The 26600-nt window shown below is 43.9% G+C and carries 27 protein-coding genes and 1 tRNA gene; 10 read left to right on the top strand and 18 right to left on the bottom strand.

The features are described 5' to 3' along the window. Positions 1-134 precede the first annotated feature (134 nt). The 5 genes from hemA to AOC20_RS00740 all read left to right on the top strand — a co-directional run bounded on the left by hemA (position 135) and on the right by AOC20_RS00740 (position 5118). On the top strand, positions 135-1451 hold the full coding sequence (gene hemA / locus AOC20_RS00760) for a glutamyl-tRNA reductase (RefSeq protein ID WP_215360671.1): 1317 nt from the start codon (positions 135-137) through the stop codon (positions 1449-1451). After that, positions 1452-2531 (top strand): peptide chain release factor 1, encoded by a 1080-nt coding sequence (gene prfA, locus AOC20_RS00755; RefSeq protein ID WP_215360670.1) that lies wholly within the window; start codon positions 1452-1454, stop codon positions 2529-2531. A 26-nt stretch (positions 2532-2557) separates the two neighbouring features. Continuing rightward, positions 2558-3400 carry a peptide chain release factor N(5)-glutamine methyltransferase gene (prmC, locus tag AOC20_RS00750; protein WP_215360669.1) on the top strand — a complete coding sequence of 281 codons (843 nt, stop codon included), beginning with the start codon at positions 2558-2560 and terminating at the stop codon, positions 3398-3400. Positions 3401-3505: 105 nt separating this feature from the next. After that, positions 3506-3814, top strand: a complete 309-nt coding sequence (gene grxD / locus AOC20_RS00745) for a Grx4 family monothiol glutaredoxin (protein ID WP_215360668.1) — start codon at positions 3506-3508, stop codon at positions 3812-3814. A gap of 29 nt (positions 3815-3843) precedes the next feature. Then, positions 3844-5118: a DNA recombination protein RmuC gene (locus AOC20_RS00740; protein ID WP_215360667.1), complete on the top strand. Its 1275-nt coding sequence runs from the start codon at positions 3844-3846 to the stop codon at positions 5116-5118. A gap of 120 nt (positions 5119-5238) precedes the next feature. Here the strand turns inward: AOC20_RS00740 and AOC20_RS00735 are convergent, their stop codons facing one another. After that, complete coding sequence (locus AOC20_RS00735) at positions 5239-5823, bottom strand: phasin family protein (protein WP_215360666.1); 585 nt, start codon at positions 5821-5823, stop codon at positions 5239-5241. A gap of 196 nt (positions 5824-6019) precedes the next feature. Between AOC20_RS00735 and AOC20_RS00730 the strand changes: the two genes are divergently transcribed. Then, entirely contained in the window at positions 6020-7342 is a 1323-nt protein-coding gene (locus AOC20_RS00730; RefSeq protein WP_215360665.1) for an MFS transporter, read from the top strand. 5 nt (positions 7343-7347) lie between these two features. Here the strand turns inward: AOC20_RS00730 and AOC20_RS00725 are convergent, their stop codons facing one another. The 7 genes from AOC20_RS00725 to petA all read right to left on the bottom strand — a co-directional run bounded on the left by AOC20_RS00725 (position 7348) and on the right by petA (position 12365). Then, positions 7348-8208: a CgeB family protein gene (locus tag AOC20_RS00725; RefSeq protein WP_215360664.1), complete on the bottom strand. Its 861-nt coding sequence runs from the start codon at positions 8206-8208 to the stop codon at positions 7348-7350. A 99-nt stretch (positions 8209-8307) separates the two neighbouring features. Then, positions 8308-8383 (bottom strand) — tRNA-Thr (locus AOC20_RS00720). Between the two features lie 18 nt (positions 8384-8401). Next, a complete protein-coding gene (locus tag AOC20_RS00715) occupies positions 8402-8809 on the bottom strand; it encodes a ClpXP protease specificity-enhancing factor (protein WP_215360663.1) in 408 nt (135 codons plus the stop codon). A 29-nt stretch (positions 8810-8838) separates the two neighbouring features. Beyond that, the gene (locus tag AOC20_RS00710) at positions 8839-9450 is read right to left on the bottom strand and encodes a glutathione S-transferase N-terminal domain-containing protein (protein WP_028819209.1); all 612 of its coding nucleotides are present in this window, start codon (positions 9448-9450) and stop codon (positions 8839-8841) included. Between the two features lie 98 nt (positions 9451-9548). Continuing rightward, complete coding sequence (locus AOC20_RS00705) at positions 9549-10322, bottom strand: cytochrome c1 (RefSeq protein WP_433915458.1); 774 nt, start codon at positions 10320-10322, stop codon at positions 9549-9551. A 29-nt stretch (positions 10323-10351) separates the two neighbouring features. After that, on the bottom strand, positions 10352-11752 hold the full coding sequence (locus tag AOC20_RS00700) for a cytochrome b (RefSeq protein ID WP_215360662.1): 1401 nt from the start codon (positions 11750-11752) through the stop codon (positions 10352-10354). Positions 11753-11762: 10 nt separating this feature from the next. Continuing rightward, a complete protein-coding gene (gene petA, locus AOC20_RS00695) occupies positions 11763-12365 on the bottom strand; it encodes a ubiquinol-cytochrome c reductase iron-sulfur subunit (protein WP_215360661.1) in 603 nt (200 codons plus the stop codon). Between the two features lie 137 nt (positions 12366-12502). Here petA and mscL point away from each other — a divergent pair, with 137 nt between their 5' ends. After that, positions 12503-12925: a large conductance mechanosensitive channel protein MscL gene (gene mscL, locus AOC20_RS00690; RefSeq protein WP_215360660.1), complete on the top strand. Its 423-nt coding sequence runs from the start codon at positions 12503-12505 to the stop codon at positions 12923-12925. Between the two features lie 30 nt (positions 12926-12955). Beyond that, a complete protein-coding gene (locus tag AOC20_RS00685; protein ID WP_215360659.1) occupies positions 12956-14134 on the top strand; it encodes a Do family serine endopeptidase in 1179 nt (392 codons plus the stop codon). Positions 14135-14154: 20 nt separating this feature from the next. On the opposite strand, the gene AOC20_RS00680 is transcribed toward AOC20_RS00685, so the two are convergent. Genes AOC20_RS00680 through AOC20_RS00665 form a run of 4 tightly spaced genes read right to left on the bottom strand, consistent with a single transcriptional unit; the run spans position 14155 to position 17301 of the window. Then, the gene (locus AOC20_RS00680) at positions 14155-14889 is read right to left on the bottom strand and encodes an amino acid ABC transporter ATP-binding protein (protein ID WP_215360658.1); all 735 of its coding nucleotides are present in this window, start codon (positions 14887-14889) and stop codon (positions 14155-14157) included. Between the two features lie 35 nt (positions 14890-14924). Further along, positions 14925-15593: an amino acid ABC transporter permease gene (locus AOC20_RS00675; protein WP_215360657.1), complete on the bottom strand. Its 669-nt coding sequence runs from the start codon at positions 15591-15593 to the stop codon at positions 14925-14927. A gap of 11 nt (positions 15594-15604) precedes the next feature. Continuing rightward, a complete protein-coding gene (locus AOC20_RS00670) occupies positions 15605-16396 on the bottom strand; it encodes an amino acid ABC transporter permease (protein ID WP_215360656.1) in 792 nt (263 codons plus the stop codon). 23 nt (positions 16397-16419) lie between these two features. Beyond that, complete coding sequence (locus AOC20_RS00665; protein ID WP_215362057.1) at positions 16420-17301, bottom strand: amino acid ABC transporter substrate-binding protein; 882 nt, start codon at positions 17299-17301, stop codon at positions 16420-16422. Between the two features lie 230 nt (positions 17302-17531). Between AOC20_RS00665 and AOC20_RS00660 the strand changes: the two genes are divergently transcribed. Continuing rightward, a complete protein-coding gene (locus AOC20_RS00660; RefSeq protein WP_215360655.1) occupies positions 17532-19508 on the top strand; it encodes an O-linked N-acetylglucosamine transferase, SPINDLY family protein in 1977 nt (658 codons plus the stop codon). 32 nt (positions 19509-19540) lie between these two features. On the opposite strand, the gene AOC20_RS00655 is transcribed toward AOC20_RS00660, so the two are convergent. Together AOC20_RS00655 and AOC20_RS00650 are read right to left on the bottom strand one after the other, a co-directional pair. Beyond that, a complete protein-coding gene (locus AOC20_RS00655; protein WP_215360654.1) occupies positions 19541-21520 on the bottom strand; it encodes an O-linked N-acetylglucosamine transferase, SPINDLY family protein in 1980 nt (659 codons plus the stop codon). 131 nt (positions 21521-21651) lie between these two features. Further along, entirely contained in the window at positions 21652-22986 is a 1335-nt protein-coding gene (locus tag AOC20_RS00650; RefSeq protein WP_215360653.1) for a porin, read from the bottom strand. Positions 22987-23194: 208 nt separating this feature from the next. Here AOC20_RS00650 and AOC20_RS00645 point away from each other — a divergent pair, with 208 nt between their 5' ends. Next, the gene (locus AOC20_RS00645) at positions 23195-24658 is read left to right on the top strand and encodes a tetratricopeptide repeat protein (protein ID WP_215360652.1); all 1464 of its coding nucleotides are present in this window, start codon (positions 23195-23197) and stop codon (positions 24656-24658) included. Here AOC20_RS00645 and tatC read toward each other — a convergent pair. Genes tatC through AOC20_RS00625 form a run of 4 tightly spaced genes read right to left on the bottom strand, consistent with a single transcriptional unit; the run spans position 24634 to position 26583 of the window. Further along, the gene (gene tatC, locus AOC20_RS00640) at positions 24634-25422 is read right to left on the bottom strand and encodes a twin-arginine translocase subunit TatC (RefSeq protein ID WP_215360651.1); all 789 of its coding nucleotides are present in this window, start codon (positions 25420-25422) and stop codon (positions 24634-24636) included. The two genes, AOC20_RS00645 and tatC, sit on opposite strands and share 25 nt — an antisense overlap. Positions 25423-25454: 32 nt before the next feature. Then, positions 25455-25931: a Sec-independent protein translocase protein TatB gene (tatB, locus tag AOC20_RS00635; protein ID WP_215360650.1), complete on the bottom strand. Its 477-nt coding sequence runs from the start codon at positions 25929-25931 to the stop codon at positions 25455-25457. 57 nt (positions 25932-25988) lie between these two features. Beyond that, complete coding sequence (gene tatA, locus AOC20_RS00630; RefSeq protein ID WP_215360649.1) at positions 25989-26210, bottom strand: Sec-independent protein translocase subunit TatA; 222 nt, start codon at positions 26208-26210, stop codon at positions 25989-25991. Between the two features lie 16 nt (positions 26211-26226). Further along, a complete protein-coding gene (locus tag AOC20_RS00625) occupies positions 26227-26583 on the bottom strand; it encodes a histidine triad nucleotide-binding protein (protein WP_215360648.1) in 357 nt (118 codons plus the stop codon). Positions 26584-26600 lie beyond the last annotated feature (17 nt).

Here is a 26600-nt window from a genome sequence, read left to right as displayed (position 1 = left end):
CAGGTCTAAGACCATAGGAAGCTCCAGGGTAAAAAATCCAGGCAGACACCCCAGAAATACCCCCAATCACCAGAAAAGCTAAAAACCCCATTCATACCCCCATTAATGCTGCCATCAAATCTATAATCGCCATTATGAAGTTGTTGACACTCGGCATCAATCATCACACAGCGCCGCTAGCCGTTCGGGAAAAAGTCGCCTTTGACCCTGAATTTCTTCAAGAAGCGTTACACGATTTACGCCAGCACTTAGTTGGCGCGAATCAGGCTGGGCTGCCCGAGGCTACGATTTTGTCAACTTGCAACCGTACCGAAGTCTACTGTGCAGCAAATGATGCGAGTGCCGCAGGTCTTTTGCATGAGGCTACTTTTGATTGGTTGGCTAAAACTCAACAGCTTGCTCCAAGCAGTCTTGAGCCCCATATATATTCCTTGCCACAATCAGATGCAGTTCGGCATGCCTTCAGAGTTGCTTGTGGTTTAGATTCCATGGTGATTGGTGAGACCCAAATCTTGGGTCAAATGAAAGATGCAGTTCGCACCGCAAATGATGCCGGGGTTTTAGGAACGTATCTCAATCAGCTCTTTCAGAAAACTTTCGCAGTTGCGAAAGAAGTGCGTGGCTCTACTGAAATTGGCGCTCATTCTATTTCGATGGCTGCAGCATCCGTTCGCTTATCCGAACGGATCTTTGAAAAAATTTCAGATCAAAAGATTTTGTTTATTGGCGCCGGTGAAATGATCACTTTATGTGCCACCCATTTTGTTGCACGTAAGCCAAAGAATGTCGCCATTGCCAATCGCACCATTGAGCGTGGTCAGGAGTTAGCAGACTCTATTTCTGCGCAAGATGTAGAGGCTGAATCCTTCAAGCTTTCAGAGCTCCCAGGACGTTTGCACGAGTTCGACATTATTGTGTCTAGTACCGCCTCCTCCCTGCCCATCATTGGCCTTGGCATGGTCGAGAGCGCCCTAAAACAACGTCGCCATAAGCCAATGGTCATGATTGACTTAGCGGTACCCCGAGACTTTGAGCCAGAGATCTCCAGATTGGATGACATCTATCTCTATACGGTGGATGATTTAGGAGTAATGATTCAGACTGGTGCCAACTTACGTCAAGCAGCGGTAAGTCAAGCAGAAGCCATTATTGAAGACCGCGTTGGTAACTTTATGCATTGGATGCAAGGTCGTAATGCGGTTCCACTCATTCAAGATATTCAGCAACAAGGTGAACGCATGCGTCAACTTGAGCTCGAGCGCGCTATGAAACGCTTAATGCGCGGCGAAGATCCTCAGGAAGTTCTCAATGCGATGGCACAAGGTTTAACTAATAAATTTTTACATGGCTCACTCCATGCACTGCAACACTCTAATGGCGCTGAGCGTGACGCCTTGATTAAGTTGTTACCTAAATTATTCGCCTCGCATTCCAAGCCAGAAGAGCATTAGATGAAGCCCAGCATGCGGGCTAAGCTAGACCACCTAGACACGCGCTTAGCCGAACTTAACTCCCTATTAACTTCCGAAGAAGCAACCAAAGATATGGATGCCTATCGGAAGCTCACGCGCGAACATTCTGATATTGCTACTGTTGTAGAGCAGTTTGGCCTTTACAAGCAGGCTGAGGCAGATGCGCAAGCAGCAGAAGAAATGCGCAAAGATCCTGAGATGAAGGACTTTGCTGATGAAGAGCAAAAGCAAGCTTTAGCTACTATGGAAGAACTAGCAGGCGTATTGCAAAAGCTCTTGCTACCTAAAGATGAAAATGATGAGCGCAATGTCTTCTTAGAAATTCGTGCAGGTACCGGCGGCGATGAGAGCGCTCTTTTTGCTGGCGACCTCCTGAGAATGTATACCCGCTTTGCTGAACGTCAAGGCTGGAAAGTGGAAATAGTAAATTCTGCTGAATCCGATTTAGGTGGTTACAAAGAAGTGGTCTTGCGACTGGTAGGTCAATCTGTTTACTCTCGCCTGAAGTTTGAATCTGGTGGTCATCGCGTACAACGTGTACCGCAAACAGAGACGCAGGGACGCATTCATACATCTGCCTGCACGGTGGCTGTTATGCCAGAAGCAGACGAACTTGAAGCAGTCAAAATTAATCCTGCAGAATTGCGTATTGACACCTTCCGTGCCTCAGGCGCTGGCGGTCAACATATCAATAAAACGGATTCTGCCGTCCGCATCACTCACTTACCTACTGGTACAGTGGTGGAGTGTCAAGATGATCGTAGCCAACACCGTAATCGCGAGCAGGCAATGAAGGTATTAGTTTCTCGCATCATGGACGCGCGCGAACGCGAGAAGCATCAACTTGAAGCACAGACTCGCAAATCTCTGATCGGCTCAGGTGATCGCAGTGATCGCATTCGCACTTATAACTTTCCCCAAGGTCGCATCACCGACCACCGCATCAACCTCACGCTCTATAAAATTGATGCGATGATGGATGGTGATATCGATGATCTTTGCAATGCACTTGCATCTGAGCACCAGGCAGAATTACTTGCGGCTCTTGGTGATAACTAAGTCATTACTTAGCGATAAGCAAAACTGTGAGTGAAGATTTAAGCCTGCGCTCTCTATTACGAGACTCAGCACTGAGTCCGACTGAGGCAAAAATTCTCATGGCTCATGTTCTGGAAAAGTATTACCAATTACCTCGTTCTGCTCTGTTATCTAGAGATGACATGCTCCTTCAAGCCGAAGCAATGGCCGATTGGAAGGCGCTGGAAACCCGAAGACTCAATGGTGAACCGATTGCTTACCTAGTTGGTAAAAGAGGATTTCACAATATTGAACTTTATGTAGCTCCTGGAGTTTTGATACCACGCCCAGAAACAGAGCTGCTTGTAGAGATTGGTTTACGTGAAATTGAATGTTTAGATACTCACGTCAGTATTTTGGATTTAGGAACTGGCTCTGGCGCTATTGCTTTAGCAATTGCTCACGAAGCTCCAAATGCAAAAGTAACTGCCACCGATCAATCTCTAGCGGCGCTAGAAATTGCCAAAATAAATGCAGAGCAATTGAATGTTACTTCTCGTGTGCAGTTTTTACTGGGTAGCTGGTACGAGGCATTGGATGGGGATATGTCTTTTGACATCATCCTCAGCAATCCACCCTATATTGCCGCCCAAGATGTGCACTTAAATCAGGGTGACCTTCGTTTTGAGCCGGTTTCAGCCCTTACGGATCACGGCAGCGGGCTCACCTGCCTAGAAAAGATCATTACAGGCGCTCAATTACACCTCAATCCAAATGGCTTGCTTGCCCTTGAGCATGGTTTTGACCAATCTGAAGCGGTTGTAGCGCTGATGAAGTTAGCGGGTCTTCGCGATATTCAAACTCATTTAGATTTGGGCGGCCATTACCGTGTCGCCTCTGGCAGAAAATAGAGCGAAATACCCCTTTTTCACATTAAGTCTTAAAATCAGTCAAACCCTATTTCAAACCGTCTTAGTAATAAGATCGCTGTAGCAAAAACTTAGTAGAAAGAATATATGGACACGCAAGCTCAAATTAAAGAAATCGTCACTAGTCATCCTGTTGTATTGTTTATGAAGGGAACTGCACAGTTTCCACAATGTGGCTTCTCTGGAAATGCCATCAACATCTTGCGCGCGAGTGGAGTTGAGAATCTTCACACTGTGAACGTTTTAGAAGATGCAGGCATTCGTCAGGGCATTAAGGAGTTTGCAAATTGGCCAACCATTCCTCAGCTCTATATCAATGGTGAATTTATTGGTGGCTCTGACATCATGACTGAAATGTTTCAGTCTGGTGAACTTCAAAAACTCGTTACTGCTTAATTCATTGTCTTGCTCTGATTTTTGACGCCGTGACTTTTGATTTAGGCTCTCTTTTACTGTTTGGCCTGCCATTTGGAGTTTGTGCAGGCCTTTTAGTTTATGCGTTCAACTTACGCTCTACCCTTGCGCGTGTTGAACTGCAGGCCCAAACAGAGCTTGCTCTAGGGCTCAACTTACGTAACGAGCGCGACCAAGCTTTGCAAAATGCTATCCGCCTTGAAGCAGAGTTAGATTCGGAACGTAAACAAGGTCTAGGCAGAATTGAGTCACTCAATGAAGCTAAAGAGGCCTTAACAAATCAGTTCAAAAATTTAGCCAACGAGATTCTGGAAGATAAGTCCAAGCGCTTTACCGAACAAAATGCAGCTAGTCTGGATGCTCTCTTAAAGCCGCTGCAAACTAAGCTTACAGAATTTAAAGAACAGGTAAGCACTTCCTACGGTAATGAAGCGCGGGAACGTCATGCCCTCAAAAGCGAAATTGAGCGTCTAGCTAATCTCAACCTGCGCATGTCCGATGAGACTCGCTCTCTTACCCAAGCCCTCAAGGGTGACTCCAAGGTACAAGGCAATTGGGGTGAGTTGGTCCTAGAGTCGATTTTGGAGTCTTCTGGCCTGCGCAAAGGCGAAGAGTATCTTGTGCAAGATAGTCATACACAAACCGATGGTTCACGTCTGCAACCAGACGTTGTCATCAAACTGCCGGAAGGCAGAAGCCTGGTGGTGGATAGCAAAGTATCCATAACTGCATATGCCCGGCATGCTGAAACTACCGATCCAGCGATTGCGGAGCAAGAATTGGCTGCACACATTCAATCGCTTCGCCAACATATTCAAGGCCTCTCTGGTAAAAACTACAGTTCTCTTTATGGCGTGGGCTCAGTTGATTTTGTACTCATGTTCGTGCCAATCGAGCCAGCATTCTTACTGGCATTAAAAACTGCGCCAAATCTATATCAAGAAGCTCTTGCAAAAAATATTGTGCTGGTTTGCCCAAGCACCTTAATGGCAACCTTGAGAACAGTGGCCCACTTGTGGAGACAGGATCATCAGAACCGCAATGCGCTTGAGATCGCAAAACAATGTGGCAATCTCTATGATAAGTTTGTTGGATTCGTGGATGACTTAGAGAAATTGGGGCAACGCTTAGATCAAGCTCAAACAAGCTATCACGATGCATTCAATAAACTCAAAACTGGTAAAGGCAATCTCATACGCTCTGCAGAAAAAGTACGAGAGCTTGGCGTGAAACCCACCAAGAACCTGGCTCCACCGCTCATTGAGTCCTCATCTGACTTTGAGTAATTTTATTTAGAAGTATTAGCAAAGATTCTAAATATTTAAATGAACAAAACCCCGCTCAGTTTTTACTGAACGGGGTTTTTTAATACTTACTAATAGCTCTAGTTCTTAGTCAGAAATCAATTAAGCTGATTTACGGCTACGTGATGCAGGTGTAGCAACTTTCTTAACTTGAGCGATTTGACCTTGCACAGTTTCGATTGCTTGATCAGCAGTTTTTTCTGCAGTAGCAAAAGCTTCTTTGCTAGCAGCACGGAACTGTTCAAAACCTTGCAATGCGCTACCGTATACAGTCTTGAATGAAGATAAGAAAGCATCAGAACCTGCAGGCGCATTAGCAGCAACAGTGTTAATCCAATCTTGGAAACCATCTTGCAACTGGTCGATACTTGCATCAACTACGTTTACAAATTCTTTATTGCCATCACGCAATACTTTGCTTACTTTCTTTTGGTAAGCAACTGCTTGGTTGCCAGCAGATTGCAATGTTTCAGCATTGAGGAGTTCGGTAACTTGCTTTGGATCCTTAGCTGTCAAAACTTGTTGAATACCGTCTTGAGCATTTACCAATACGTCCTTAGAGGCAGCGTAGTTCAGCTCAGCCAATTTTTGAGCATTTTCCAAAGCAGCTTCGCTTAAAGAAAATGTAGCCTCGAGGCCTTTGCTGTTAATTTGGGACAATTTAGCGGTGATTTGATCTTGGTTCATGTATTTCTCCAGAAATTAAGTGGTACAACTAGTCAATTAAGCGCACGATTTAAGAGATGGAAAACTGTAGATACCTTAAATATTGCACTGCACCATCAAACTGTAACTGAAGGAATATGACAAATCAAGATTTTTTTGCTGCTATGCAACAAATATATTTCATAAATTAAATTAGTTCAATATAATCAATAACTTAATGCAAAAACAGAATTCACACTCCTATCGAAAAGTAGCTATTGCAGCCTGCTTTGGCACGTTTTTAGAGTGGTATGACTTCCTAACATTTGCCACGTTGGCGGTAGTTTTTGCCCCACTCTTCTTTCCCTCCTCAGACCCTAATACAGCCCTTTTGGCGAGCCTAGCGACTTTCGGCGTTGGAATGGTAGTCAGACCCATTGGAGCCGCTCTCTTTGGCTCTATGGGTGATCGCATCGGTCGTAAACCTGTCTTCATGATCACCATTGCGCTGATGGGGGTTGCAACTGTTTGCGTGGGCTTTTTGCCAACTTATGCTCAGGCAGGGATTTGGGCGCCAATCCTGCTTGTAAGCCTACGACTCCTTCAGGGACTTTCTGCTGGCGGTGAAATTGGCGGCAGCGCCGTTTACCTTACAGAGCATGCTGGAAGCGATTACAGGGGATTTAAGACTAGCTTTCTACAGCTGATGGGTCCGCTTGGTATTTTGTTTTCTACCCTACAAATTGCTTTACTCCGAGGCCATCTGTCACCCGAAGAATTTCTAGCCTGGGGTTGGCGAGTACCGTTCTGGGTCTCCCTCATATTGTTATTGATCGCCTTTAAGGCGCGTATGGCTTTAGAGGAGACGCCTGTTTTTTTAGAGTTAATAAAAAAAGGGCAAGAGACAGAATCCCAATTGATTAATAATTTTAAGGACCCCGAAATTAGAAAAAGAATGTTCTTACTTTTTCTTTGCGTTTCTTCAAGTGGGGCAATTTTATTTTTCTGTGTACAGGTTTACACATCCATCTTCTTAAAAGCTACAGTGCAGGTTCCCGCAAAACTGGTTGATCAATTAAATATCTACGCCACACTCAGTCTCTTGCCCATGACTATTTTTTCCGGCTGGCTCTCTGATAAGTTTGGGAGAAGAAAAATTGTTCTTAGCGGCTTAATACTGGGGGCTTTATTAATATTGCCGGCGTTTTATTTGCTTGAGATAGCCGCCATCGGCGCCAGAGCAAATCATCCTTCATCAGTAATGGTGATTGCAATCATCTTAATTGGGCTATCTGGCATACTGGCTTTAGTCGTAGGGCCACAAACAGCACTAATTGCAGAATTATTTCCGGCCAAATCTAGGAACAGTGCAGCCACACTACCTCATAATTTAGCAGCTGGCTGGATTGGTGGACTTCTCCCTTTTATTGTTACCTGGATAAATCAATATTGGGGGAATAGCATTGCTGGACTCTGGTATCCAAGCATCTTTTTAGCCATTAGCGCATTAATAGCCATTAAATATCTGCCAGAAACTAGCGGCACATCACTTATAAAGTAGATTAGCTAAACAATACCAATCTGCAATAAAGCGGCCCTTATGGATGAAGTCATATCTATCGCTCTCATTGCAGCATAGCCATTGCTTGAGCGCTGCCTCAAGTTTTCACCTTCCTCCAAAACCTTGCCACAATAATCAACCAACTCAGCATACGGTGCGTATCCAACAGCCCCCTGATATGGGTCATGATCTGAGGCTTCTGAAATCACCACTGCATGATTGGTCAGAAGGTAGGAAAGCCTCACGGTTTCAAGAATATCAAGATCATCAAAGCAATGTACATTAACAATGATTTTTGAATTTGCAATCACTTGATCTCGCATTTCACCAAATGCATCGTTATTTTCAGTGATCGCCCCCACTCGATACCCTTTATTGATAAGGGATGTGAGAAACTCAGATCGCCGTTGACTCAATGACCCAATAAATAGAAAATCAAACTCATGCGGTGACTCCCGCCAGGAAAACTTTTCACAAACAGCGTGATAGCCAGGAGGAACATAGGCTAAATTTTTAAGCCCTTTTGATTTGAGGTATTTAAAATTCTTAGGTGAATAATCCCAAACAGATAATGCTCTAGATAAAAAGTCTAAATACTTTGGGTAATTTTTTAGATGTCCTTGATGATCATCCAAAATTTCCATTTGATAAACGATATAGGGCTGCGTTAGCTGGCTGGAAATGAGCATGTCGTTAAACATAATGGAGCCAATCAAGATATTGATTGCATCTGGTCGCATGTCGTTGACAGTCATACTGCACTCATATCCCAGATCTCTCAACGAAGCGGCAACAGATAAGGCCACATCATCAAATAAATGATGAAAATCGTTTATCGCAATTTTGCATACATTAAAAGTTGGCATATTTTTATACTACTTTAGACAACACCTGAGGAAAAGCGAATTTGCATCTCTAAAGGTTAATAAAAAAGCTCACTGTTTTGGCAGTGAGCTTTGTATTTTTGGTGCCCCTTGTCCGACTCGAACAGACCACCTACTGATTACAAATCAGTTGCTCTACCAGATGAGCTAAAGGGGCAACGGAATATATTTTAGCCTATTTCACAATCCTCAAGGCTGGTCTTGTGGATTTGGGCTTTTCTGGGACTTCATCCGCAGCATCAGCAATGTGCAAATCTCGTGCTTGGGCTGGGTCAAAGGGAAAGGACATGCCCTGGCCATTTTCCCTAGCGTAGATGGCTAGAACGTGAGTCACTGGGACCATAATTTTCCGAGGAACCCCGCCAAATCTAGCCTGAAAGCTAATCCAGTCATTTTCTATCTGGAGCTGGTGACATGCCTCCAAGGAGAGGTTAAGGACGATTTCATCATTCTTAACAAACTCCATGGGCACCTCTACCCTAGCATCCACAAAAACAGCGATGAAGGGTGTAAAACCAAAATCCGTGCACCACTGATGTAGAGCACGGATTAGATAGGGCTTATTACTTGGAACGTCAGACATGCCGACTCATAATGAACCGCTAGAAATACTTAGCGGCGCATTACCTTCTCAGAGGGAGTCAGTGCTTCGATATACGCAGGTCTACTAAAAATACGCTCGGCGTATTTAAGTAAGGCAGCAGCATTGCGGGAAAGATCGATACCGTAGTGCTCAAGACGCCACAACAACGGCGCAATAGCTACGTCCAGCATTGAAAACTCATCGCCTAGCATGTACTTGTTTTTAACAAAAATAGGTGCCAACTGAGTCAATCGATCACGAATAGCTAAACGCGCTTTTTCATGAGTTTTTTCAGCAGCCTTACCTTTTTCATTTTCCAAAGCAGCTACGTGCACAAATAGCTCTTTCTCAAAATTAAAGAGGAAGAGACGTGCGCGAGCGCGTGCTACTGGATCAGGCGGCATCAATTGTGGATGAGGAAAACGCTCATCAATATACTCATTGATGATGTTAGATTCATACAAAATTAAATCGCGCTCAACCAAGATAGGCACTTGACCATATGGATTCATTACGGAGATGTCTTCTGGCTTGTTGAACAAGTCAACATCGCGGATTTCAAAATCCATGCCTTTTTCAAAAAGCACCAAACGGCAGCGTTGCGAGAATGGGCAGTTAGTACCCGAGTACAACACCATCATAAATTTATTTCCTTAAATTTCTACTTCAATACAACAAACGCACAACAGCGTTAAATCTTTCACTAATGGGCCCTAGCGTCAGGACCCATTGAATTCAATTAGTGAATATCTTTCCAGTAAGCCTTGTTCAAGCGCCAAGCCAAGAGAGTAAAGAGTGCTAAGAATAAGAGCACCACTACACCCAGACGCTTACGCTCTAACTGAACCGGCTCAGCCATCCATGACATGAATGAAACTAAGTCGGCAATATTGTCGTCGTACTCTTGTGACTTCATGATGCCTGGAGTTAATTGCTCAAAGCCTACAAATACCTTCTCCATTCTGCTGTCGTCATGAGGATCTTTACGCTCCTCAAACTTAGCTGCGCGCTCGCCCTGCAACTGCCAAAGCACATGCGGCATACCAACGTTTGGATAAACCAAGTTATTCCAACCAGTCTGAGTGGTGTCATCTTTGTAGAAAGTACGGAAGTAGGTGTACAGCCAATCCGTTCCGCGAGCACGCGCCTCAACAGAGAGGTCAGGTGGAGTCTTACCAAACCAGGCCTTGCCTTCTTTTGGAGTCATAGAGATCGTCATCAAATCGCCCACTTTGGCATCAGTCAAAATGAGGTTGTCTTTGATCTGTTGATCGGTCAAACCAATATCACGCAAGCGGTTGTAACGCATGCTGGTTGCTGAGTGGCAGTTTAAGCAATAGTTCACAAAAATCTTTGCACCATTTTGCAGTGATGCGTTGTTGCTTACACGATCCGGCGCCTTGTCCAAAGGAAAGCCGCCTTCATTTGCATTGGCGCTTACACCAAAGCCTAGGGCAGCAACCAAAACAGTAGCTTGGCAGACGCCCATCAAAGTTTGCAGAATTCGTTTCATGCTAGTTCCTAATTTCTCTGGTATCTGAATTAATGGGATTCAAAAGTAACGCGCGTCGGAACTGGCTTGAATGTACCAAGCTTGCTCCAGAAAGGCATTGCCAAGAAAAAGCCCAGATAATAAATCGTACAAATCTGAGAAATCTTTTCAAAAACTGGTGATGGTGGTTGGATACCCAAGTAACCCAAGATCACAAAACTCACCACAAATACACCATAAATATATTTATGAAATTGTGGGCGATAGCGAATGGATTTGACTGGGGAGTGATCAAGCCAAGGCAAGAAGAACAGGATCACAACAGAGCCACCCATGATTACAACACCCCAGAACTTCGCATCAAACAAGTAGAAGCCAGCAGCCAAGACAAGAGCGATTGCTGCGCATGCACCCTTAACTTTCATGTCTTTACTCTTCAGAGCAAACATTCCAAGAATGACTGCTAAGAAGATCCACAATGGCAACAAGAAGTTGGTGGTGGTTGCGCGCAACATTGAGTAGAACGGCGTGAAATACCAAACTGGAGCAATGTGTGTGGGCGTTACAAACGGATTTGCTGGAATGAAGTTATTCGCTTCCAAGAAATATCCACCCATCTCTGGTGCAAAAAATACGATGCAAGCAAAAATCATTAAGAATCCACCTAAGTACATCACGTCATGAACGCTGTAGTAAGGGTGGAATGGAATGCCGTCAACTGGGTGACCATTGGCATCCAATGTATTTTTGATTTCTACGCCATCAGGATTGTTTGAACCAACTTCATGTAGAGCCAAAATATGCGCTGCTACTAAGCCAATCAATACCAATGGAATAGCAATTACGTGGAATGCAAAGAAGCGATTCAGTGTGGCATCACCCACTACATAGTCACCACGCAACCACAAGGAAAGGTCTGGGCCAATGAATGGAATCGCAGAGAATAAGTTCACGATTACCTGAGCACCCCAGTAGGACATCTGACCCCATGGGAGCAGGTAACCAAAGAATGCCTCGCCCATCAAGCACAAGAAAATCGCACAACCGAAAATCCAGATCAGTTCACGTGGCTTGCGATAGGAACCGTAGATCAAGCCACGGAACATATGCATGTACACCACTACAAAGAACAGAGAAGCACCAGTGGAATGCATGTAGCGAATCACCCAGCCCCATGGAACTTCGCGCATGATGTATTCAACTGACTCAAAAGCCTTTGCAGCATCAGGCTTATAGTTCATGGTCAAGAAAATACCAGTCAGTATCTGGTTTACCAATACTACGATCGCTAAAGCACCAAAGATATAGAAAAAATTCAGATTCTTAGGAGCGTAGTACTCGCTCATATGGCGCTTAAATGCCTCGGTTACCGGTAGACGTGAGTCAACCCATGCCATTAACTTTACGGCTGCGGAGGCGTCTGCAGGAACTTCTTTTTCGTGGAATGCCATTTATCTCTCCTTAGGCCTTCTTATCTTCGCCAACCAGAATTTTGGTGTCGCTCAAATACATATGAGGCGGCACTTCCATGTTGTCTGGTGCTGGTTTGTTTTTAAACACACGGCCGGCCATATCAAATGTCGAGCCATGGCATGGGCAAAGGAAGCCACCCGGCCAATTATTAGGCAAGGAAGGCTGAGCGCCGGATTCAAATTTGGCTGTTGGAGAGCAACCTAGGTGGGTGCAAATACCAACAACTACAAGGTACTCAGGCTTAATGGAGCGCCACTGATTCTGGGCATAAGGAGGTGTAAATTGGGCTGGGTCACGCAATGAGTTTGGATCGGCTAATTCGTTATCAATTTTGGATAACTCAGCAACCTGCTCTGGGGTGCGACGAACTACCCAAACCGGTTTCCCGCGCCATTCAACCATTCTCATTTCATCTGGCTGCATGCCAGTGATATCGATTTCAACAGCAGCTCCAGCGGCTTTCGCACGCTCTGAAGGCTCAAAACTGTCAACAAAAGGGTAAAGGGCTGCGGCTGCTCCTACGCCTCCTACCGCCGAAGTGGCGATCAGCCAATTACGGCGATCTTTATCCATACAGGGCTTGTCACTCATTTACAAAATTCCTAGAAAGGGTATTTATGGGTGGAAATTGCTTAAAGGTAGGATTTTAAAGTAAAAAGTGGGGTAAGCAAGAAAGTTATGGGGTTAATCTCAGGTTAATCTGTATCAAATCAAAAAAGGAAGCATTTATGAGCGTTTTAAAGGAGTTTCGGGACTTTGCTGTTAAGGGAAATGTGATCGATTTGGCGGTTGGCGTCATTATTGGCGGCGCTTTTGGAAAAATCGTGGATTCCCTGGTAAACGACATCGTTATGCCTGTTATTTCCACCCTTTTAGGGGGTCATATCGACTTTACTAACCTTTTTATTGTCCTCGGCCATGTGCCTGAGGGTGTGCCCAGAACTTTTGATGCCCTTAAAAAGGCTGGTGTACCCATTTTTGCCTACGGCAATTTCATCACCATTTCCATTAATTTTTTACTTTTAGCCTTTGTGATTTTTCAAATGGTCAAAGTGGTGAATAGGATTCGCCTCATGGATGCGCCGCCTCCACCCCCGGCTCCAGAAGATGTTGTTTTGCTACGCGAGATTCGCGATAGCCTTAAAAAATAAACTACGCACCCGTCTTTAACTCAATAAAAAATGTTGAATCGACTCTGGTTAATTTTTGCGCAATCGGTAACCATACTCTTGGCTGCATGGTTTGTAATTACGACACTTAAACCAAATTGGCTTTCGAATACTCAAATGAGCTCAATCGTCGAGAGCGTCACTCTAAAAGAGGGTGCTTACGATGGCTCCACAATTAGCCCTGGGTCATATCATGATGCAGTTAAAAAATCGATGCCTGCTGTAGTCAATATTTTTACAAGCAAGGCGAATACAACATCCAAAACTCGTAAAGGTAATGGAAATAATTCGGCAGATCCTTTTTTTAAATTCTTTTTTGGTGATCAACCACCAGACGCAGAGCCCAGCTCCAGCCTAGGCTCTGGGGTGCTAGTAAGCCCCGAAGGCATTATTCTCACCAACCATCATGTCATCAGTGATGCGGATGAAATTGATGTAGCACTCGCAGATGGCAGAAAAGTAAAAGCCAAAATTATTGGTAGCGATCCAGAAACTGACATTGCTGTTTTAAAAATTGATGCCAAACAATTACCAACGCCGATCACACTAGGAAAAGTGGAGTCAATACATGTGGGTGATGTAGTACTCGCCATTGGCAATCCCTTTGGAGTGGGTCAAACTGTTACCTCTGGAATTATTTCCGCTCTTGGTCGCGATCATGTTGGCATCAACACATTTGAAAATTTTATTCAAACTGATGCAGCAATTAATCCTGGAAATTCCGGCGGCGCACTAGTAGACACGCGAGGACATCTCATTGGAATTAATACTGCTATTTATTCAAAAAATGGTGGCTCCATGGGAATTGGATTCGCCATTCCCATTAATCTTGCCAAACAAGTGATGGAATCCATTCTGAGTAATGGTAGTGTTACCAGAGGCTGGATTGGGGTTGAGCCTCAAAATCTATCTAAGGAGCTCCTGGAGTCACTGGGACTTCCTAAAAATACTTCAGGAGTACTTTTATCAGGTGTTCTAGAGGGTGGGCCCGCAGACAAAGGCGGTATCAAACCTGGCGATGTCCTCACTGCAGTTAATGGCAACAGCACTAAAGACGTCAGACAGCTATTGAATCAAATTGCTCAGATAGGGCCAGGCAATGGAGCAACTCTAAAAATCTTACGCAAGGATAAAGAACTAGAAATTAGAGTTCAAGCTGGCAAGAGGCCAAAACCAAAAACCATCAATTAATGAGGGCACTCCCTAGGCTTTTAGCCGGGGAGTATTTTGGACAAGAAGTCTTTAGCTCTTGGTGAACGCGCATCCGGATTGCCAAAAAACTCATCCCTGCTGCAGTCCTCAATGATTCGCCCTTGGTCCATAAAGATGACTCGATGACTAACCTTGCGTGCAAAACCCATTTCATGAGTAACGCAGCACATCGTCATACCCTCATTGGCAAGCTTCACCATCACATCCAACACCTCACCAACCATTTCAGGGTCAAGGGCAGAGGTAGGCTCATCAAATAACATCACAATCGGATCCATACTCAGGGCGCGAGCAATCGCCACGCGCTGCTGCTGTCCACCGGATAGCTGGCCGGGAAACTTATCTTTTTGCGCAATTAATCCGACACGCTCTAAATATTTCAGGCCGTGATTTTTTGCCTCATCAGCCGATCGTCCCAATACCTTGATTTGAGCAAGTGTTAAATTCTCGGTGATGCTTAAGTGGGGGAAAAGTTCAAAGTGCTGGAAAACCATTCCTACGCGAGCGCGGAGTCTCGGTAAATTCGTTTTGGGATCATGCAAATCAATACCATCAACTGAGATTTGACCGGACTGAAATGGCTCCAGTGCGTTGATAGTTTTAATGAGAGTTGATTTTCCCGAACCAGAGGGGCCGCAAATGACTACTACTTCTCCTTTTTTGATTGACGTGGTGCAGTCCGTCAGAACCTGAAAGGAGCCATACCATTTAGAAACGTTTTGAAGTTCAATCATGATGGTCTATGTAGTATGTAGCGATCAAAAAATAATTAACGAATAATGGCAACTTTAGCCTGTATGGCACGCACTGCCTTAGATAATGAAAAACAGATAACAAAATAAGTAGCGGCGGCCAAAATATAAGTCTCGATTGGTCGACCGTAATTTTTTCCGGCAATTTCAAAACCTTTCAACAAATCATAGGCTCCAATTGCGTAGACTAAAGACGTATCTTGAAACAAGATGATGGTCTGTGTCATAAAGACCGGAATCATGTTTCTGAATGCCTGCGGCAAAACGACTAAACGCATGTTTTGTCCGTAAGTCATTCCTAAGGCCTCGCCCGCATACATCTGGCCTTTAGGTACCGACTGAATGCCAGCTCTGACAATCTCCGAGAAGAAGGCGGCCTCAAAGGCAATGAAAGTAATGGTGGCCGATAAGTCTGCACCGATAGGCCTACCGATGAGCATTGGAATCAATAAAAAGAACCAGAGGATCACCATTACCAGGGGAATGGAGCGCATGGTATTGATATAAAAGGTTGCGGGGTAGACTAAAGCTGGCTTACCCGATAGCCTCATCAGGGCTAAAAAAGTTCCAACGACAATGCCACCAATGGTGGCAATAACGGTTAACTGCACACTAAACAACAAACCCTTCACAATGTAATTTGTAAAGAGTTCCCAATTGTAAAAACCAAGGTCTAAGCTCAACATATCATCACCATTTAATGAGCCAGACTTGCGTCATTGGATGCAACAGAAAATCCCGGAATTCGACTGCGTTTCTCAATGAGAGTCATTACGCGATTGACTGCAAAAGCAGATAAGGCGTACAAAGCAGTCACGGCTAAATAAATTTCAACGCCATGAGAGGTTTCTTCTTGAGCCTGCATCGCAAATAAGGTGAGCTCAGGAACCGATACAGCAAATGCAACAGATGAGTTTTTAATGACATTCATACTCTCCGAGGTCAGCGGAGGAATGACAATTCGTAATGCCATCGGCAATATGACATAACGATAAGCTTGAGGCGTTGTTAATCCCAGTGCAGTTGCAGCAGCTCTTTGCCCGCTAGGCAAAGACTGAATACCTGCACGAACTTGCTCTGCAATCCGGGCAGAGGTAAAAAAACCTAATGCAATGCTAACCAGCCAATAGGATGGGAGCGCCTTTAGGGGGAGAACGAAAGCGGGAATGACGTGGTACCAAAGAAATACTTGAACCAGGACTGGAATATTTCTAAATAGCTCAACCCAGGCGGTTGAGACCCTAACTAATAATCTGCTGACCCTGCCGTTGTCAGGTAGCGTTCTCAAAGTGCCCATCATGGCACCCAAAATCAACGCAATGGCCAATCCTAGGCCGGCTACGGCTAGAGTCCAGCCCCATGCTTTCATCAGCCAGTCTAGATAACTAGGGTCCGCATTCTGAGCAAGTCCAAAGATAGAGGAGAAGCAGTGATCAACCACTTCTCCATCTAAGGTGCTTTTACAAAAAACACCTAAATCTAATGCCATATAAGAATCTTAATCAGATCAAATTACTTCTTGTTGTAGTCTTCCGCAGGTTTGTCATTCAAATTAGCCCAGGCATTTTTGGTTGCTGGAGATAACTCGAGACCAACTACGATATTTTTAGGAGGAATCGGTGATAAGAACCATTTGTTCCACAATCCAGGCATTTTGCCATTTGCAACAATCTTGGCAATCGCAGCATTTACAGCAGCCTTGAACTCTGGATCATTTTTAGGAACCATGATGGCGATTGGCTCAGTCGCCAGTACCTCACCAACAATTTTGAAATCTTTAGGATTCTTGGAATTGGCAATATTACCCGCCAAAATTGAGCCGTCCATCACGAAAGCATCCGCACGGCCTGATTCTAATAACAAGAAGCTATCTGCATGATCCTTGCCAAATACTTCATCAAAATTCACGCCAGTGGCTTTTTCATTTTTGCGCAACAGCTGCACAGAGGTAGTACCGGTAGTGGTTGCTACCTTCTTGCCATTAAGTTGAGCAATTGAAGTAATGCCAGAGTTCGCCTTAACGGCAATGCGCACTTCTTCAACGTAGAGAGTGTTAGCAAAACCAACATCTTTTGCTCTTGCAGTATTGTTAGTAGTAGTACCGCACTCAATATCCACTGTACCGTTTTGTACCAATGGCACGCGATTTTGTGAAGTCACTGGCTGATAGTTGATGCGCAAAGTGCTCATACCCAACTTATCTTTAATATCGCCCAAAATCATGCGGCAGATCTCCACATGGTAGCCATCAAAACGGCTATCACCAGTCGTATAGGACATTGGAATAGAGGATTCACGAACGCCCATAGTGACTGCGCCGCTGGACTTAATCTTATCCATAGTGGCACTGGCAGCAATAGCATTGGAAGACACCATCATTAATGGTGTAAACATCAAAAAAAGTGCTGAATATAAGAAAGTTTTGGGATTCGTTTTTTGCATAATCATTTGCCTCTTTAATTGGGTACTGGTGTTATTTAACTAAATTTAGAAAAATTACTAAATATGGTTAATGTCTCGAGATTCATTTTTAGCAGACTTTTTCAATTAAATCTACTCTGACCGCTCATTATCAGGGTTACTCCACCCCCAAAGATCGTCATTTAAAAGCCTAAAATATGCCCATGAATGAAGCCACGAACTCACGCGACTATGAGCAAGCTCTGATCCTGCTGAATTCAGGCCAATTGATGGCAGGCATTGAGCTATTGGTGGGACTATTAAAGACCAATCCTAGGCATAAAGATTCCGCTCAATTGCTAGCCCAAATCGCTAATTCTTTGGCTAGCAAAGAACAATCTATTGATTTGCTTAATCGCTGTATTGAGCAAGGGGTTGCTTCCGAAATACTTTCTTATGAGCTAGGATCACACCATCTTGCCTTGGGACACTTCGCAGAGGCCTTGGATTCCCTTAAAAGAGTATTAGCACTAAATCCCCTGAGCTTTGAAGCTCTCCATGATCTGGGTGCTACCTACGCCCTTATGGGGAAAAAGAAAGAGGCCCGCGATTTTTTTCTAAAGGCTGCCGCTATTAACGATCAATCTGCTGATTTGCTATACAACCTTGGCAGGCTTTATGACGATCAATACGAGCACGATCAAGCAATTAATTTTTATCAAAAGGCAGTGAGCGCAGATCCTTTGCACGCAGAAGCATGGATCAATCTTGCTATTGATTTAAGTGCGTTTAAAAAATATTCCGAAGCCTTAGTTTGCTTTGAAAAAGCTTATGCTCTTAATCCTAAAATTGAATTTTTATATGGGGACTGCATATATACCCGAATGCGCATGTGCCTATGGGATGGAATGCAAGAGGCAGAACATCGATTAGCCGATGGCATTAATCAAAGTGAAAAAATTATTTCACCACTACCAATATCGGCACTCATTGACTCCCCAGCCATAAATCAAAAGGCTGCAACCCTGTTTGCACAATGCAACTACCCAGGCAATCCTAGATTAGGGTCAATTCCAAAACACACGAATCAGAAAATTCGTATCGCTTACTTTTCACCAGACTTTCATGAACATCCGGTTTCTTATTTAACGGCAGAAATCTTTGAACTACACGATCGTAGTCAGTTTGAGGTCTATGCATTTTCTTTTGGTAAAGAGACCAATGATTCAATGCGTCAAAGACTGCAAGCCTCATTTGATCAATTCATTGATATAGCCAATAAAACCCCCGAAGAAATTACTCTCTTATCCAGAGAGATGAGAATAGATATCGTAATTGATTTATGTGGTTACACCGAAAATGCTAGATCTGAAATCTTCGCACTTAGAGCAGCGCCTATACAAATCAGTTACATCGGATTTTTAGGGACAATGGGTGCTGACTATATGGATTACCTCATAGCCGATGAAGTCATTATCCCTAGCGAGCTCAGAAATTTTTATAGCGAAAAAATTATTTACTTACCTAGCTATCAGGCAAATGACTCCAAACGAGCACCTGGAAGCAAGATTTTTAAAAAGGTAGATTTTGGGATTGCAGAAGATCAGTTTGTTTTTTGCAACCTCAATAATGTCTTCAAAATTACTGAGTTCATTTTTGATGCTTGGTTAAGAATATTGAAAAGTGTAGATCATTCCGCTTTGCTGCTCTTTGGCGAAAATCCCGAAGCTATTTCTAATCTAAAGTCGCACGCCCTCAGTTCGGGCATCGATCCAAAACGACTCATCTTTATGGAGCGTCAGCCCAGGGCTGACTATCTTGCTCACTATGGAATAGTTGATCTATTCCTGGATACTTACCCCTATAACGCAGGAGCAACCGCCAGCGATGCACTCTGGATGGGCACTCCAGTGCTCACTTTGCAAGGATCCTCTTTCCCGAGTCGCATTGCCTCCAGCTTGCTAGTACAACTCAATCTACCCGAATTAATTCATCAATCCATTGAGAGCTATGAGGCACAGGCAATCAAACTAGGCTCACAACCACACAGACTGGCTGAAATAAAGAAAAAAATACTCGCCAATAAAGCAAGCTCGCTTCTCTTTAATGCCAAAACATTTGTACAGAATCTTGAGCGGGCTCTTGTAGAGGCGCAATCACTATCTGCAAATAATCATGCACCTAAAGATATAAAAATATAGCGTCAGAAATAACACCTACTCAAACATTGCAATCAAGCTATATAAATATGCTCTGGCGGGATAGCCTTTTGATGTCGTTTGTAGATTTCAATATAAGCATTCTCGAGATTTTTAGTAAACAGCGGAGTATCAAATAAAGGTGCTGTTAATAAATTACCCTTTAGTCGTGCTTTAATTTCTTGTAATTTTTCAGGATGAGTTGCTAGGTCTAATGCTAAAACCTCATACTCCTCCTGGGTCTCCACCACCATATCTGGCAGCCCTACGGCATTTAGCAAACTCGCAGCAACCCTGGCAGCAAAAGATTTTCCAACTAAAGTGAGAACAGGTAGCCCGGTCCACAAAGCATCACTTGCTGTAGTGTGGGCATTACAAGGAGTTGTATCTAAAAATAAATCTGCCAGCTTATATCTTGCCAAATGCTCAGCCGGGGGGATACGCTCTGCAAAAATAATCCTATCCGGATTTAACCCTCTGAGCGCTGCTTCTTTTTTAAGGTTAGCTACGGCAAAGGGATTATCAGCAAAAAGCCACAGCACACTACCTTCTACTGCATTCAATATCCTAATCCACCCACCTAATACAGCAGGCAAAATTTTGTAATTATTGTTAAAACAACAAAATACAAAGCCTGTCGAAGGAAGGCCGTGCTCTTCTCGCGATTTTGTAGATAAGGAAACTTGCTTATTTCTATCGTTAACCTGGTAGCTATTTGGTAAGTAAATGATTTTTTCAACCATGTCACTTTGGGCGTCTTCTGGTATCAAAATGCGATCTGCAACAACGTAATCAAAGCATGGCGTACCCATGGTTCCAGGGAATGCTAAGTAGCTAACCTGAATGGGCGCAGCTCCATACATAAATATGGGCGCCCTACCCTCTTGGGTGAAGCCTTTTAAATCAATCGCGATATCAATCTCAAGCTCCCGAGAGAGGGCTGCTATCTCCCGATCGGTTTTATGCTCAACATCAATAAACTGATCAAATGCCTTCGCAAGTCTGGAGCGCATTTCATCTGGCTGATTTCGCCCAAATACAAAAGCAATTAACTCAAACTTTTCTCGATCATGGCTTTCAAATAATTCAGCCATCAAGTGGGCCGTAGGATGATCATGAAAGTCTGCAGAAAAATAGCCTAAGCGGATTTTTTGATGGTTTGAGTATGAGGAAATGATCTCTCTTTTGATATCCCCCTGAACACCATTAGCGTATATTGAGATTGCCTTCTTAATAAGCTGAGGATCATCCAGCAGGGTAAATACGTTATATGGAAGGGCTACTTTCAGACCCTGCCGTATCCCATTAATTAAGTATTGGGTCTGATCTTGTAAATTAGACCAATCGCACATCTGCAAGGCATTTTGGAGCTTTGTACCAAACAAATAGTCTAAGTGAGGAGCTATTTCAGATGCTCGCTGATAAGCCACTTGAGCCATATCAAATTGCTTATCCTCGGCGTAAATATTAGCCTTAGACAGCCAAGCATTAAGATTACTAGAGTCTATAGCAGTGACACGATTAAATGCATCAATTGCCTTTTCATACTGCTTGACTAGCCAATAGGTTTTACCAATCTCTTCCCATGCCATGACATTATCAGGACTGATAGCGCTCGCCCTTTCACTACATGCAAGTGAAAGCCCATATTCATGGCGCAAATTAAAGATAGTGGCGGCATTGCATAGAGCGCTGACATCTGATGGATTTAATAGAAGCGCCGCCTCATAGGACTGTAGGGCCTCGTCAAAACGCATCAATAACTTCAGAATATTTCCGCGATTACTCAGAGCAAGGAAGTTATTCTGGTCAGACTGTACGGCAAGATCGAAAAATCTGAGGGCATCATCCCAATCAGACCTGATCGCAGCAACAATTCCCAAATGACGCAATACTTCTGTATGTTTGCTATCAATTTTTAATGCTTCTTCCAAAGACAACTTTGCAGAATCTAGCCGATTGGCTTGTATCTCTTGCGTTGCTTTTTGAAGCAATTGAATAATTTCGGAACTCATAAGCCAATTTTAATCGAAGGAAGTTTCATGAGTCATATCTAGAAATTGATACGAAGAAAAAACCCACCGTGTTTCCACGATGGGTTCATTTAATACCTAACTAATTCTAACTAGCTTACGCTAGCGTTAAATTAGAAAGTGTGACGTACGCCAACAGCGTAGTTGCTGATGTTGTTAGAGCTGGGATTATTCAACCCGGTTGTTGCTGTACCATTCGCAGCTGTTGGGAATGAAGTGTTAGATGTTCCAGCTTGGCCATAGATTGCGTACAAGTTAGTACGCTTGCTGAGCCAGTAGTTAGAACCAATCTGCCATGCTGTCAAGTTAGCACTGTTGGAACCGTAACCATTGTAACGACCCAAACCACCAGATGCCCAAGCTTCGATAGTTGGAGTGATGTAGCTACGAACACCGATCTGCTCTGCACTGCGTTTTGAAAACCAGCCGCTATTCTGTTGTGCAGAAACTTTACGGTTAATGTACTGAGCATATGCCTTCAAGATACCGAAGTCATAAGTAGCAGCAACGTAGAACTGGTTGTCTTGTACGTTAGTACCAGGAGTTGAAGCACCACCTACATAACCAGTGGTTGGGAAACCAGCGTTAGTAACAGCAGAGGCAGCAGTAGTAGTAACATTGTTACCAGCAACACCAGTAGCATTGTAAGTAGTTGTTGGGTTGTAAGCTTGCTTTGATGTCAATGCTTGGTAGTTAGCAGTTGCATAGAACTTTTGGATTGTGTAATCAACGCCTAAGCCCCAACCATTTTGGTTATTAATACCACCACTGATACTGTTAGAAGTCAAAGCAGCAGCAGAGTTGTTTGCTGTTGCTACAGTTGCAGTAGTTTGGTTCTGGTTCTTGTTGTTAGCAACAATCATTGCGTTTGCTCTGAAACCAGCAAATGTATCTGATTTCAAAGATAACTGGTTGTTTGTACGAACTGTGTACGCTGCACCTGTTGAGTTCTCAGAAGAGCCAGCGCCTTCAGTTACAGCTGGGTAGATGAGGTTACCAGAGATGTTGTTAGCTTGACCTGGGTCAGTAGCTGCAACAGCTGCGTGGATAACTGTGTATTGAGTACCCAAAGCGAATTGGCCAACGCCATTCTTTTTCAAACCAACGAAAGTTTGACGGTTTTGTGTACCACCGGAGTTAACAGCTTGAGCGCCGTTAGGTGTCAAACCGAGTTCGATAGTGAAGAATGCAGAAGTACCACCACCTAAGTCTTCAGTACCTTTGAAGCCTAAACGTGATGTGGACTCTCCAGAAGCGGAGAATGCATTACCAGTAGTCTTGCTTACAACGCCTGATGGAGCGCCGTTAGTTGTGAGGCCGTTAGCAGCACGTGTGTTGTAACCAACATAACCCATATCCAACAGGCCATATACAGTTACGCTTGATTGAGCTTGAGCTGCACCAGCAAATGCTGTTGTAGCTGCGAGAGCGAATAGCGATTTTTTCATTCTTTAAATCTCCAAAAATTAAAAGTAATGCCCAAATAAAACTGGGACCTATGAATTTTGCTTGTTTTGCCCAACTAGACTGGATGTCAGAGTATTTAGGAGCTCTTTTTGCTTGTCAAAAGGTAGTTTTTTGGCTTTCTTCGTTGTATCTCGGCAACAAGACCCCTCTTTTCTGTCTTTTAAGCCCTGTAGATGACAAAATTGTCATATGGCAAGTCGCGAATTCTTAAAAATCCTGAGTTCAGCCCGATTGGGTGATGTTTCTGCACAACAAAATTTGGCTCAAGCCTATTTGACGGGTGCCTACAAAACCCCCATTCAACCCTCTAATGCTTTGATTTGGCTTGAAAAATCTTATTTTTCCATTGCAAATCAGATACTTGAGAATCAAATCTCAAGTAATGCCGAGATTTTGGATGTTTTAAGTCAAGTCGCCAATATTCCATTGGCTGAAACCTTTAATAGCCCCGCATTTCCATTTGGGTGGGATTCTTTTTGGAAGCTAGCAGAAGCACAAGGGGGCCATGAGTCTCAACTGGCAGCAAGATGGCAGCTTGTTAACTTATTAATTAACCCTACCAATCAAGAAATCCAAGTTGAATTAGTAGACTGGTTTAAGAAAAAAACCTCACTACCATCGGTAGAAAAAATTTCTGCTTTGGATTTTGCAGGTATTCAGAAAATAGCTAAACAATATTTACAAGAACTTGCAGAGGGAGATTCTCGGTTTAGCTCCAGCGCAAAAGAATTACTCATCAAGCTTCAGCCAAAGAATGAGGCCCTCTCATCCTTGTGGAAGGTTTGGCTTGATGAGAAAAATGAAACCGCACTGATGCAGGCAGCCGAGCTAGGCCTCACTATCGCTAAGCTCACTCTAGGATTACGTCTTGCGCAACTTGACGGTAGAGTTGACTCAGATGAAGGCAAATCTAATGCCTCTCTTAAAAAAGCAGCGTATTGGTTAGAGCTTGCTGCTAAGGATGGTGATCGCGATGCCTGGTATGCCCTGGGAGAAATTTATCGTCGCCCGCAATTTTCTGGATACAACGCTGCAGAGAGTGATCGCTGCTTTGATCGCGCCGCTGATCTTGGTCATGCGCAGGCACAACTTCGTAAAGGCGCTAATCTCTGGCGAAAGCGTGAGAAGAGCGAGGAGAAGGTTCGGGGTCTGCAAGCTTCATACTGGGTTTGGCAAGCGCACCAGCAAGGTGTACCAGAAGCCAAAGATTTGCTGAGCAAGATTTTGGAAGGTTGCCCGGACCCGAAGAAAAACGAATGGTTTGAGCTAGCTCAATTTGCCGAGCAGGCACTAAATCATCACGCTGAACACAAGCTAGATGAAGATTGGCTCTTGCTATGTCACCGACTGATCGTTGCAAATCAATTTAATTTCACTAAAGCAGAACTCTTGCTTTGTGAGGTGGGGCAACTACAGCACGAACACTGTGTAGTAGTGGATATTCGTTGGGAGCTTCCCAAGATCTTGCCAAGATTGATTCAGATTGAATCTATTCAACAACGCCGCGCCCTTTTGGCTGCCGGCAAGGCTTTTGCTGGTTCTGAAATAGATCTTGAAGGCAATTTGCGTCAAAGACGCTATCGCTTTGATCGAGTTACTAACTGGTTAACGAATACTTTCGCCAAGAATCAAGCAGACGCAGAAGTCGATTGATCAGGAGTAGGCTCATCCTCAGTCTTTGGCATATAAAAGCGCGCCACCAATAAACCCAACTCGTAGAGCAAGGTCATTGGTACTGCCAATAACAATTGAGAAAGAACATCTGGTGGCGTAACGATTGCAGAAATCACAAAAGCACCCACAATGACGTAGGGGCGGATTTCTTTTAACTTAGCTAAGGGCACTATGCCCATACGCACCAAGACAACGACCACCACAGGAACTTCAAAAGTAAGGCCAAATGCTAAAAAAGTATTCATAGCAAAGCTAAGATACTTATCGATATCCGTAGACATCTCAGCGCCTAGCGGTGCGTTATAGCTCGCCATAAAATTAAATACCGTTGGGAATACTAAAAAGTAGGCAAAAGCCATACCAAAAATAAATAGGCTATAGCTACTGACCACCAATGGCACTACCAACTTACGTTCATGTTGATATAAGCCAGGCGCAATAAATGCCCATAGCTGATAAATCACTACCGGCAAAGCAATAATGAATGCTACCAACATCGTTACTTTCATCGGCACAAAGAATGAGCCCGTAACGTCAGTCACAATCATCTTGCCACCGGCTGGTAACGAATCGAGTAGTGGCTGTGAGAATAAATGAAAAATATCTGGCGCCCAATAGACCAAGGAAACGAAAACAATAATGATGGCCAATACTGACTTGATTACGCGATCACGTAATTCATATAAGTGGGACAGAAAAGTTTCTTGTAATCCCGAATCTTCAGTTGAATTGTTTTCAGTCATGCGTCGCTATTTTTATTCTTTTACTTTTACCGTTATTTACTGGCAGTGTGATGAAAGCGCTTCATCCTGGCAGCGCCAGACTGCACCCGAGTCCGAATGCCTGCGGAGCGCTTAAACCAAACCGGCCTTGCTGCACGACGTACACCCCAGCTATTGCGGCCTTGGCGCTTAGATTTTCGGAGTACTTCTTTTTCGTCAAGCGGTGGCTTATCAAAACTCGTTTCAAAGATATCGGCCTGATCACTTAAGTTGGCTCCGGCCTCTTGGACAGTGGAGCCTATGCTGTTTTCAACCTCTTTAAAAGTAGCAGTAGTTTCTTCTCGAAACTTTTTAAACTCTTCCACTTCCATCTGACGATTGACTTCAGACTTCACATCAGCCATGTAGCGCTGCGCACGGCCGAATAAATTACCTGCCATACGTGCCACTTTTGGCAAGCGCTCTGGTCCAACCACCACCAAAGCAACTACAGCAATTAGCGCAAGTTTTGAAACTCCAAGATCAATCATTTAACGCAGTTATATAAATGCAGCATGAGCTTCTATCGCGCTTGAGTTAATGATTAATTATTTGTTGACGTCTTTAGCCTGAACATCAACAGTCTTTTCTGTTGAAGCAGCAGCTTGCTGGATTTGCTCTTTAGATTCTTCGCCTGGCTTCATGCCATCCTTAAAGCCTTTAACAGCTCCGCCCAAATCTTGGCCAATGTTGCGTAATTTCTTGGTACCAAATACCAGCATTACGATGACTAAAACAATTAACCAATGCCAAATGCTAAATGAACCCATCTTTAATCTCCTTGGATTATTTTTTCCAGGGGCGGGGACCGCCCATCACATGTAAGTGCAAGTGATAAACCTCCTGCCCACCATCCGCACCATTGTTTACCATCAATCTAAAGCCGCCGTCCTTTCCGGGTCGGCAACCTTGCTCTTTGGCAAGACGGGGTGCTAATTCCATCATTCTACCCAGCAAAGGTGCATCTATGCTTTCTGCTGACTCCAACATGGGTATATGTTTTTTAGGAATCATCAGAAAATGGATAGGGGCAGCGGGGTTGATATCGTTAAAAACGAAGATTTCCTCGTCCTCATAGACCTTTTGGGAGGGAATTAAGCCTTGAGAAATCTTGCAAAACAGGCAATTTGGATCGTGTGACATGCTTATTCCGTATTTAT

This window comes from Polynucleobacter ibericus (genome assembly GCF_018687955.1).
Taxonomy (GTDB): Bacteria; Pseudomonadota; Gammaproteobacteria; order Burkholderiales; family Burkholderiaceae; genus Polynucleobacter; species Polynucleobacter ibericus.
Note: the sequence above shows the minus strand (reverse complement) of the source record. Positions and strands in the feature narration are given on the sequence as shown.

Coding starts and splice junctions, on each gene's coding strand:
- hemA (WP_215360671.1), top strand. CDS start 135: ATGAAGTTGTTGACACTCGGCATCAATCATCACACAGCGCCGCTAGCC.
- prfA (WP_215360670.1), top strand. CDS start 1,452: ATGAAGCCCAGCATGCGGGCTAAGCTAGACCACCTAGACACGCGCTTA.
- grxD (WP_215360668.1), top strand. CDS start 3,506: ATGGACACGCAAGCTCAAATTAAAGAAATCGTCACTAGTCATCCTGTT.
- AOC20_RS00735 (WP_215360666.1), bottom strand. CDS start 5,823: ATGAACCAAGATCAAATCACCGCTAAATTGTCCCAAATTAACAGCAAA.
- AOC20_RS00730 (WP_215360665.1), top strand. CDS start 6,020: ATGCAAAAACAGAATTCACACTCCTATCGAAAAGTAGCTATTGCAGCC.
- AOC20_RS00725 (WP_215360664.1), bottom strand. CDS start 8,208: ATGCCAACTTTTAATGTATGCAAAATTGCGATAAACGATTTTCATCAT.
- AOC20_RS00715 (WP_215360663.1), bottom strand. CDS start 8,809: ATGTCTGACGTTCCAAGTAATAAGCCCTATCTAATCCGTGCTCTACAT.
- AOC20_RS00710 (WP_028819209.1), bottom strand. CDS start 9,450: ATGATGGTGTTGTACTCGGGTACTAACTGCCCATTCTCGCAACGCTGC.
- AOC20_RS00705 (WP_433915458.1), bottom strand. CDS start 10,322: ATGAAACGAATTCTGCAAACTTTGATGGGCGTCTGCCAAGCTACTGTT.
- AOC20_RS00700 (WP_215360662.1), bottom strand. CDS start 11,752: ATGGCATTCCACGAAAAAGAAGTTCCTGCAGACGCCTCCGCAGCCGTA.
- petA (WP_215360661.1), bottom strand. CDS start 12,365: ATGAGTGACAAGCCCTGTATGGATAAAGATCGCCGTAATTGGCTGATC.
- mscL (WP_215360660.1), top strand. CDS start 12,503: ATGAGCGTTTTAAAGGAGTTTCGGGACTTTGCTGTTAAGGGAAATGTG.
- AOC20_RS00685 (WP_215360659.1), top strand. CDS start 12,956: ATGTTGAATCGACTCTGGTTAATTTTTGCGCAATCGGTAACCATACTC.
- AOC20_RS00680 (WP_215360658.1), bottom strand. CDS start 14,889: ATGATTGAACTTCAAAACGTTTCTAAATGGTATGGCTCCTTTCAGGTT.
- AOC20_RS00675 (WP_215360657.1), bottom strand. CDS start 15,593: ATGTTGAGCTTAGACCTTGGTTTTTACAATTGGGAACTCTTTACAAAT.
- AOC20_RS00670 (WP_215360656.1), bottom strand. CDS start 16,396: ATGGCATTAGATTTAGGTGTTTTTTGTAAAAGCACCTTAGATGGAGAA.
- AOC20_RS00665 (WP_215362057.1), bottom strand. CDS start 17,301: ATGTTTACACCATTAATGATGGTGTCTTCCAATGCTATTGCTGCCAGT.
- AOC20_RS00660 (WP_215360655.1), top strand. CDS start 17,532: ATGAATGAAGCCACGAACTCACGCGACTATGAGCAAGCTCTGATCCTG.
- AOC20_RS00655 (WP_215360654.1), bottom strand. CDS start 21,520: ATGAGTTCCGAAATTATTCAATTGCTTCAAAAAGCAACGCAAGAGATA.
- AOC20_RS00650 (WP_215360653.1), bottom strand. CDS start 22,986: ATGAAAAAATCGCTATTCGCTCTCGCAGCTACAACAGCATTTGCTGGT.
- AOC20_RS00645 (WP_215360652.1), top strand. CDS start 23,195: ATGGCAAGTCGCGAATTCTTAAAAATCCTGAGTTCAGCCCGATTGGGT.
- tatC (WP_215360651.1), bottom strand. CDS start 25,422: ATGACTGAAAACAATTCAACTGAAGATTCGGGATTACAAGAAACTTTT.
- tatB (WP_215360650.1), bottom strand. CDS start 25,931: ATGATTGATCTTGGAGTTTCAAAACTTGCGCTAATTGCTGTAGTTGCT.
- tatA (WP_215360649.1), bottom strand. CDS start 26,210: ATGGGTTCATTTAGCATTTGGCATTGGTTAATTGTTTTAGTCATCGTA.
- AOC20_RS00625 (WP_215360648.1), bottom strand. CDS start 26,583: ATGTCACACGATCCAAATTGCCTGTTTTGCAAGATTTCTCAAGGCTTA.